Origin of the sequence: Caproiciproducens sp. MSJ-32 (assembly GCF_018918055.1) — a bacterium.
In the GTDB taxonomy this organism is placed as follows: domain Bacteria; phylum Bacillota; class Clostridia; order Clostridiales; family Clostridiaceae; genus Clostridium.
The window spans coordinates 24,931-32,628 of the sequence record NZ_JAHLPS010000002.1 but is presented as its reverse complement, the minus strand read 5'-3'; the positions used below and the strand labels follow the sequence as shown (position 1 = coordinate 32,628).

At 29.0% G+C, this 7,698-nt stretch carries 8 protein-coding genes; 6 read left to right on the top strand and 2 right to left on the bottom strand.

Annotated features, from left to right (window positions below; translation table 11 throughout):
- Nucleotides 1-127: 127 nt before the first annotated feature.
- Nucleotides 128-286: an ABC-2 family transporter protein gene (locus KQI16_RS00220; RefSeq protein WP_216431426.1), complete on the top strand. Its 159-nt coding sequence runs from the start codon at nt 128-130 to the stop codon at nt 284-286.
- Nucleotides 287-428: 142 nt separating this feature from the next.
- On the opposite strand, the gene KQI16_RS00215 is transcribed toward KQI16_RS00220, so the two are convergent.
- Complete coding sequence (locus KQI16_RS00215; RefSeq protein ID WP_216431425.1) at nt 429-632, bottom strand: hypothetical protein; 204 nt, start codon at nt 630-632, stop codon at nt 429-431.
- A 216-nt stretch (nt 633-848) separates the two neighbouring features.
- Between KQI16_RS00215 and deoC the strand changes: the two genes are divergently transcribed.
- The 5 genes from deoC to KQI16_RS00190 all read left to right on the top strand — a co-directional run bounded on the left by deoC (nt 849) and on the right by KQI16_RS00190 (nt 6,713).
- Nucleotides 849-1,538: a deoxyribose-phosphate aldolase gene (gene deoC / locus KQI16_RS00210; RefSeq protein WP_216431424.1), complete on the top strand. Its 690-nt coding sequence runs from the start codon at nt 849-851 to the stop codon at nt 1,536-1,538.
- Nucleotides 1,539-1,850: 312 nt separating this feature from the next.
- Nucleotides 1,851-3,209 (top strand): sucrose-specific PTS transporter subunit IIBC, encoded by a 1,359-nt coding sequence (locus KQI16_RS00205; protein WP_216431423.1) that lies wholly within the window; start codon nt 1,851-1,853, stop codon nt 3,207-3,209.
- Between the two features lie 92 nt (nt 3,210-3,301).
- Entirely contained in the window at nt 3,302-4,282 is a 981-nt protein-coding gene (locus tag KQI16_RS00200) for a LacI family DNA-binding transcriptional regulator (RefSeq protein WP_216431422.1), read from the top strand.
- A gap of 21 nt (nt 4,283-4,303) precedes the next feature.
- A complete protein-coding gene (locus KQI16_RS00195; RefSeq protein ID WP_216431421.1) occupies nt 4,304-5,773 on the top strand; it encodes a glycoside hydrolase family 32 protein in 1,470 nt (489 codons plus the stop codon).
- Entirely contained in the window at nt 5,766-6,713 is a 948-nt protein-coding gene (locus KQI16_RS00190; protein WP_216431420.1) for a carbohydrate kinase family protein, read from the top strand. Before KQI16_RS00195 ends, KQI16_RS00190 begins: the two co-directional genes overlap by 8 nt.
- A gap of 39 nt (nt 6,714-6,752) precedes the next feature.
- Here the strand turns inward: KQI16_RS00190 and KQI16_RS00185 are convergent, their stop codons facing one another.
- Nucleotides 6,753-7,610 carry a M15 family metallopeptidase gene (locus KQI16_RS00185; protein ID WP_216431428.1) on the bottom strand — a complete coding sequence of 286 codons (858 nt, stop codon included), beginning with the start codon at nt 7,608-7,610 and terminating at the stop codon, nt 6,753-6,755.
- Nucleotides 7,611-7,698: the final 88 nt, after the last annotated feature.

Below are 7,698 nucleotides of genomic sequence, written 5' to 3'. Positions count from 1 at the left end.
CATCAAAGATTAGTATTTCATATTTCATAATTACTGCCTTCCTCCAAAGTTAGTATATTCATTATTTTACAACATAAAAAATTTAGAGGAAATAACAAATAAGTTTGTAATATAAAAATTAAATGGAATGGAATTATTTTATGGTTTAGCCCAAATACCTAGAGGAATTGATCATGTTCTAATGGATAATTTATGGATATTAGGTGGAATTATAATATTTTTAGGTAGTTTTGATAAATATATGTTAAAGCCTATTAATCCATTGTTTCAACTTATTTTCGAATAATATTAACAGTTATTGTTAGTGTGGTAAGTATTTTTGATGCATATTTTATATGGAAAATGGGTATAAAAAGGTATGAAAGTTACGGTAGTTAAAAAGAAAGGCTGTAATATAAGAAAAACAGCCTTTTTATCTTGTAAAAAAATTAGTCTTGATAATTATTTAAAGTATTATTGATTGAGTTTATAGCATCATTAACGGAAGCTAGATTGTTTTCAATTTGTTCTTTATTACGATGTTGTTCAGCGGAATTTAATGCTTCTCTTAAGCAGGCTTTTGATTCTACTAATTTGCTATAAACATCTTCTACATGTTGTTTGGCAGTTTTCTTTTTATTATTTTCTTTCATTTTAAGCACCTCCAAATTTTAAATTGTTTTAAAAGGGAATAAACAGTGAGAGAATAAGTTTTTACTGGAGAAAGATGACGATATTATTATGTGATATTAATAATAAAAAATACTTAGATATTTATGATAGAATAGGAATAAACTCTCTTGGAATTATTGTGATAAAATATAAATAAAAAATGATTAAAAATAAATTAATTTAAGGGGAGAGGTTATATGGAAAAAATATTAAGTATTAGTGAATTAGCCAATATGATTGATCACACATTATTAAAAGCTTATGTTAATAATGAAGATTTTGAAAGGCTTTGTAGAGAAGCTAAGGAATATGGTTTTAAAATGGTTGCTATAAATCCTGCTGCAGTAGAAATTTGTAAAAAACATTTATTAGGAACTAAAGTTCATGTTGGAGCAGCAATAGGATTTCCTCTGGGACAAAATACTATAGAAGCTAAAGTATATGAAACAAAAGATAGTATTTTGAAGGGGGCTGACGAGATTGATTATGTAATTAATATTGTTGAACTTAAAAATGGAAATTTAGGATATCTTGAAAAGGAAATGAGATCAATAGTTGAAGTATGCAGAGAAAAGCAAGTTGTTTCTAAAGTGATATTAGAAAATTGTTATTTAACAGATGAAGAAAAAATTGAAGTGTGTAAACTTGCCCTTAAAGTAAAACCTGATTTTATTAAAACTTCTACTGGTTTTGGTAATGGAGGAGCGACTGTTGAGGATGTAAAGCTTATGAAATCTATAGTTGGAGAGGAGGTAAAAGTAAAAGCAGCTGGAGGAATTAGGAATTTACAAACTTGCTTAAAGATGATTGAGGCTGGAGCTGAAAGAATAGGTACAAGTTCTGGAGTAAAAATAATTAAAGAATATAGGGAGTTTTTAAAGAAATAAATAAAATTGTATAGTTAAGAACTATGAAATTTAATAGATATGCTTTCTGTAATAGAGAGCATATTTTTTTATTTAGCTAGAAAGGTGGAGAGAATGGTATCATAAAAAATAAATGTAAATGTTTTAAGACGATTATTACATATTTAATAATAAGATTATTTGTTTGAAAATATTTCAAAAAAATATACAAATGCAGTTGAAATGATTAATAATTTGTTATAAATATTGATAAAATATTAAAAGAATAAATATTGATAAAGTTATATGGAACTGGTATCATAAAATCATCAAAGAGAAGGGGGATTATTTTTTATGAGTAAAGAACATAATGTAGCAACAGAAATTTTAAAGTATGTAGGTGGAAAAGAAAATATCAAATCCATGGAGCATTGTGCAACAAGGTTGAGACTAATACTAAAGGATAAATCATTAATTGATGAGAAAGCTATAGAAAATATCGATGGTGTAAAAGGTCAATTTTTCGCTGCAGCTCAATTCCAAATAATTTTAGGAACTGGTTTTGTAAACAAAGTATATGCAGAAATGAAGAAACTTGGTGTTGCAAGTGATGGTGGAAGCGTTAAGGAAGATGCATATGCAGAAATGTCAATACCTCAAAAAATTTCAAGAACTTTAGGTGATATATTTGTTCCAGTAATTCCTGTATTAGTTGCAACAGGATTATTTATGGGATTAAGAGGACTTATAACAAACTTAGGAGTTGAATTAAGTCCTACATTAGATATATTGTCACAAGTTCTAACTGATACAGCCTTTATTTTCTTGCCAGCTCTTGTTGCTTGGTCAACTGTAAAAAAATTTGGTGGAACTCCAGTTGTAGGAATGGTGCTTGGACTAATGTTAGTAGCACCTCAGCTTCCTAATGCATGGAATGTTGCAGGTGGAGCAGATCCAATATATTTAGATATTTTAGGACTTAGCCTGCCAATAGTAGGATATCAAGGATCAGTATTACCAGCATTAGCTTTAGGAATAATTGGAGCAAAATTAGAAAAATCTTTAAGAAAATTTGTACCAGATGTTTTAGATTTAATTATAACTCCATTTTTAACATTACTTATAACAATGATACTTGGACTTTTAATAGTTGGACCGATAATGCACTCATTAGAAGAAGTTATTTTTACAGCCTTTAAGAGCTTTTTAGCTTTACCTCTTGGAATAGGTGGATTAATAATTGGAGGAATTAATCAAGTTATTGTTGTTACTGGAATTCATCACATATTTAATGCTTTAGAAGTTGAATTATTAGCTAATACAGGAGTAAATCCATACAATGCGATTATTACAGGAGCAATAGCAGCTCAAGGAGCAGCGACTTTAGCAGTTGCCTTAAGAACTAGAGATAAGAAGAAACGTACTTTATATATTTCATCAGCAATACCAGCCTTTTTAGGAATTACAGAGCCAGCTATATTTGGAGTTAACTTAAGATTTTTAAAACCATTTGCATTTGCCTTAGTAGGTGGTGCAGCATCAGGAATGTTTGCAGCAATGCTAGGTTTAGCTGGATCAGGTATGGGAATTACAGTAATTCCTGGAATACTATTATATCTAAATGGTAATATTATGGGTTATTTATTAACTCATTTAATAGGAATTGCTGTATCTTTTGCTATTACTTATATTTTCTACAAATCAGAGGAATAAAAAATATAAAGGGGAGGCAGCTATAGCCCTCTCTTTGACATTTATTTTTATCTCCACAAATGGTATAATAATCCTTTATAAGGAGGGTTAATATGAAGGTAACAATTCAAGATATAGCCAATATGGTGGGGGTATCAAAAAGTACAGTATCTAGGTATTTAAACGGTGGATATGTAAGTGATGATAATAAGAAAAAAATAGAAGAAGCTATAGAAAAGACTGGTTTTAAATCTAACTTTTTTGCTAAAAGATTAAAGGCAAAGCAAAGTGGCTTAATAGGAATTATAATACCTAGAATTGACTCTTTTACATCAGGAAAAATATTAAAGAGTATTAATAAAAGATTAGAGGAAAATGGTTATCAAGGTATTATATTAACTAGCGAATTAAGTAAAGAAAAAGAAATAGAACATATGAAAAAATTATATCAACAAGGTGTAGACGGTATTATAATCTTAGCTGTAAACATAACAAAAGAACATATTGAGTTATCAAGAAAATTATCAATACCAATTTTGTTTACTGGACAAAAAAGCAGCCTTGTTAACTATATAAAAATAGATGATTATGAGGCAGGAAGAGTACTTGGCCAATATATAAGGGATAATGGACATAGAAATATTGTTTATCTAGGTGTTACAGAAGAAGATAAGGCGGTAGGAGTTGAAAGAAAAGCAGGATTCTATGATGTTTTTAAGGATATAGAATGCAATATTAATTTTGTAAAAACAGGCTTTTCTTTTAATGAAGCTTATGAAGCTAGCAGGGAAGTAATGAAATATAAGCCTACAGCTGTAATTGGAGCTACAGATAATATTGTTCTTGGGTTTATTAGATATGCCTATGAAAATGGATATAGAATACCGGATGAAATATCTGTAGCTGGTTTTGGTGGATATGATATAGGTTTAGCTGTTCATCCGACAATAACAACTGTAGAAATAAATTATGAAACTTTAGGAGAAAAAACTTCTGATTTAATTTTATCTTATATAAATGGAGAAGAAATAGATATTGATAGGAAGGTTCCATTAAAACTTATCAAAAGAGAAAGTGTTAAGTCTCTTCTTTAAAATATAGAAGTGAGGTTTAAAATGGAGGATTTAAAAAAGATAATTGATGATATAAATTTAAGGTCAAAATTATTTTATAAAAATAAGGGTAATAGTTTCAGCGATAAATGGAGATTAAATTATCATTTAGAGCCTCCATTTGGCTTATTAAATGATCCAAATGGATTAGCTTATTTTAAAGGGGAATATTATATATTTTATCAATGGAATCCTTATAAATGTGAACATAAAGATAAGCATTGGGGATTAGTTAAAACCAAAGATTTTATTCATTATTCCATACCTAAGGCAATTCTTGCGCCTGATAAGTGGTATGACAAAGATGGCTGTTATTCAGGAAGTGCAATAGCAATAGGGGATAAATTAGAATTATTCTACACAGGAAATGTAAGAGACGATAAAGGAAATAGGGAATCTTATCAATGCAGAGCTAGTCTAGATCAGAATGGAGCCCTTGTTAAAAAAGGACCTGTTGTAGATAAGTTACCAAAGGGATATACAGCCCATTTTAGGGATCCATATATTTTTGAGAAAGATGGAAAGTACTATTTTGTAATAGGAGCTCAATTAGAAGAAAAATTAGGAAGAACATTATTGTATAGTTCAGAGGATCTTAATAAATGGAATTTTGAGGGAGAAATTGATACTGATTATAAAGAGTTCGGTTATATGTGGGAATGTCCTAATTTATTTAACTTAGAAGGAAGAGATATTTTAATATTTTCTCCTCAGGGCCTGGAAAGTGAAGAGTTTAGATATCAAAATCTTTATCAGTCAGGTTATATATTAGGAAAATTTGATTATAAAACATTAAAGTTTGAGCATGGAGAATTTAGGGAATTAGATTTAGGAAAAGACTTTTATGCTCCTCAAGTATTTAAAGATGATAAAAATAGAACTATTATGATTGGCTGGATGGGCATGCCTGAAGGAGAAGATAATTATCCAACAAAAGAATTAGGATGGCTTCACTGTCTTACTATGCCTAGGGAGCTTATTTTAAAAGGCGATATTATATATCAAATTCCTTTAAAAGAGTTTGAAAATTATAGAGTGAATTTATTAGAAGAAAAGAAAAATTTAATATGTAATGAATGGAAAACTGATAAATTAAAAAGTAATTCCTATGAATTAGTATTAGAAATAGATAGCTTAGAAACTAAAAAAATAGAATTAAGATTTTTTGAAGGAAAGGAAGAATATTCTTCATTAGTATTTAATTCTGAAGAGGGTATTGGCTTTTTAGATAATAATCAATTAACTAATAGAGTAAATTCTATTAGAAGATTTAAGTTTGATGAAAATAAGATTAAAATCCATATGTTTGTAGATAAGTCGGCAGTTGAAATTTTTCTTCAGGATGGTAAAACTGTTTTATCAAGCAGGATTTTTCCAGAAGAAGGCAGTACAGGCTTAAGAATATTATCAGAAAGTAATATAGATATAAAAGAATTAAAGCTTTGGAGTTTAGGAGAAATGTTATATGAGTAATAAGGTTTTTTGTATTGGAGAATTATTAATAGATTTTATTGGAAAAGATAATATTAAAGATTTATCAAGAACTGTTAATTTTGAAAAAAAAGCTGGAGGAGCACCAGCTAATGTGGCAGCATCTGTTTCTAAGTTAGGAGGAGAAGCTTATTTCTTAGGTCAAGTTGGTAATGATTCCTTTGGGAAGTTTTTAATTGAAAGCTTAAAGGAGGTAAATATCAATGTAGAAATGGCTAAGATGGAAGGTTATACTACCTTAGCTTTTGTTTCTATAGATGAAAATGGAGAAAGAGATTTTGAGTTTCATAGGGGAAGCGATGGAGATTACGCTTTTTCTAATATTGACTTAGCTAAAATAAGCAATAAGGATATTATACATTTTGGCTCGGCAACGGGTTTTTTAGAAGGTGAATTAAAAAATACTTATTATAAATTATTAGAGTATGCTAAGGAAAAAAATATATTTATTTCTTTTGACCCTAATTACAGGGATGCTTTAATAAGTAATGATAAATTAGAAGCTTTTATTGAAGATTGTAAGAACTTTATTAAACTATCGGACTTTGTTAAGCTTAGTGATGAGGAAATAAAGCTTATAACAGAAGAAGAAAATATAGAATCTGGAGTTAAGAAACTTCACAAAATGGGAGCTAAAATTGTTGCTGTTACCTTGGGAGCTGAGGGAACATTAATTAGTAATGGTAATATGGAAATAGTACCATCGATTAAAATAAAGCAGTTAGATTCAACAGGGGCTGGAGATGCTTTTGTAGGGGCAATTTTAAAGCAGTTAGCTGATTTAGAGGATAATAAAAACATTAATTTTAACAAATGGAAGACTATAGTTTCTTATGCCAATAAGGTAGGAGCAATAACTTGTACAAATTATGGTGCCATTGCTTCAATGCCGACTGCAGAAGAGGTAGAAGCTTGGGAATAATATTAAATTATAAAAAGAAGAGTGCATGCACTCTTCTTTTTAATTTACTGCCCTTTCTATTAAATCAATATAATTTTTTATATCATCTTTCTTATAAATAGGATTTTCGTACCACTTTTTGTTTTTTGTCCAAGAGTTAAAACATCTTGCTTTTAATATTATTTCCGGCCTATATTCAAAATGTAAAATGTCAAAATGATTCCATTTTCCACCCCAAATAAAATTGTTTTTTTCAAAGGCTTCTACTAATTCTTTAGGATATTCTGATAGTCTTTTTTCTCCCTGCTCTCTAGAACTCCATTTCCAATAATCCTTTTTATCTGATTTTAAATCAATAGCTATTCCATAGGAATGAGGGCTTAGCCTGCCAGTTCCTGCAATAACTCTATAATTATAAGTACCACTTGCTGGATATAGAATTGCAGATATATCCCTTCTACTTTTAGCCAAAGGAATTATTTCTTTTAAAGCAGTTTCTAGAGCTATATTAGCCTTATTTTGACTGTTAAATTGATAATTAGTATATCCATATTTTAAGTTGGTTAAGTTCTTCTCGATTTCTCTTTTAGAACTTCCATAAACCTCATTTAATAAGTCATAATGTCTGATTCTCCCTGGATCAAAATTTTTATCCATTAAGGTCTCGTTTTTTTCTAAAGGATAATTTTGTTCAAGCATATCTTGGAGGTCAGGGTTTGCTAATTTTTCTTCATAGTTTTTTTCTTTTTTATCATCATAAAGAAGCTTTTTGCCAGACTTAGTAATACAAAAAATTTTATCCCCAGCTTTTTCTACATTAACTATATGGTCAGGATAAGCCAGCATAAGAATTAAAAGGTCTTGTTTCAGTTGAGTATCATAGTCTTTTTCAGAAATTGCCTTTATAGTTATAGGCATATTTAAAGTTAGAATAAGAATTAATATAAAAACACTAAATTTTTTAAACACAAAATCACCTGCCCTTAAAATAAAATTTATTTTAGTT

What these genes read in the sequence shown, in the direction of transcription:
- KQI16_RS00190 (WP_216431420.1), top strand. Translation starts at nt 5,766, where the DNA reads ATGAGTAATAAGGTTTTTTGTATTGGAGAATTATTAATAGATTTTATT.
- KQI16_RS00220 (WP_216431426.1), top strand. Translation starts at nt 128, where the DNA reads ATGGAATTATTTTATGGTTTAGCCCAAATACCTAGAGGAATTGATCAT.
- KQI16_RS00205 (WP_216431423.1), top strand. Translation starts at nt 1,851, where the DNA reads ATGAGTAAAGAACATAATGTAGCAACAGAAATTTTAAAGTATGTAGGT.
- KQI16_RS00195 (WP_216431421.1), top strand. Translation starts at nt 4,304, where the DNA reads ATGGAGGATTTAAAAAAGATAATTGATGATATAAATTTAAGGTCAAAA.
- KQI16_RS00185 (WP_216431428.1), bottom strand. Translation starts at nt 7,610, where the DNA reads ATGCCTATAACTATAAAGGCAATTTCTGAAAAAGACTATGATACTCAA.
- KQI16_RS00215 (WP_216431425.1), bottom strand. Translation starts at nt 632, where the DNA reads ATGAAAGAAAATAATAAAAAGAAAACTGCCAAACAACATGTAGAAGAT.
- deoC (WP_216431424.1), top strand. Translation starts at nt 849, where the DNA reads ATGGAAAAAATATTAAGTATTAGTGAATTAGCCAATATGATTGATCAC.
- KQI16_RS00200 (WP_216431422.1), top strand. Translation starts at nt 3,302, where the DNA reads ATGAAGGTAACAATTCAAGATATAGCCAATATGGTGGGGGTATCAAAA.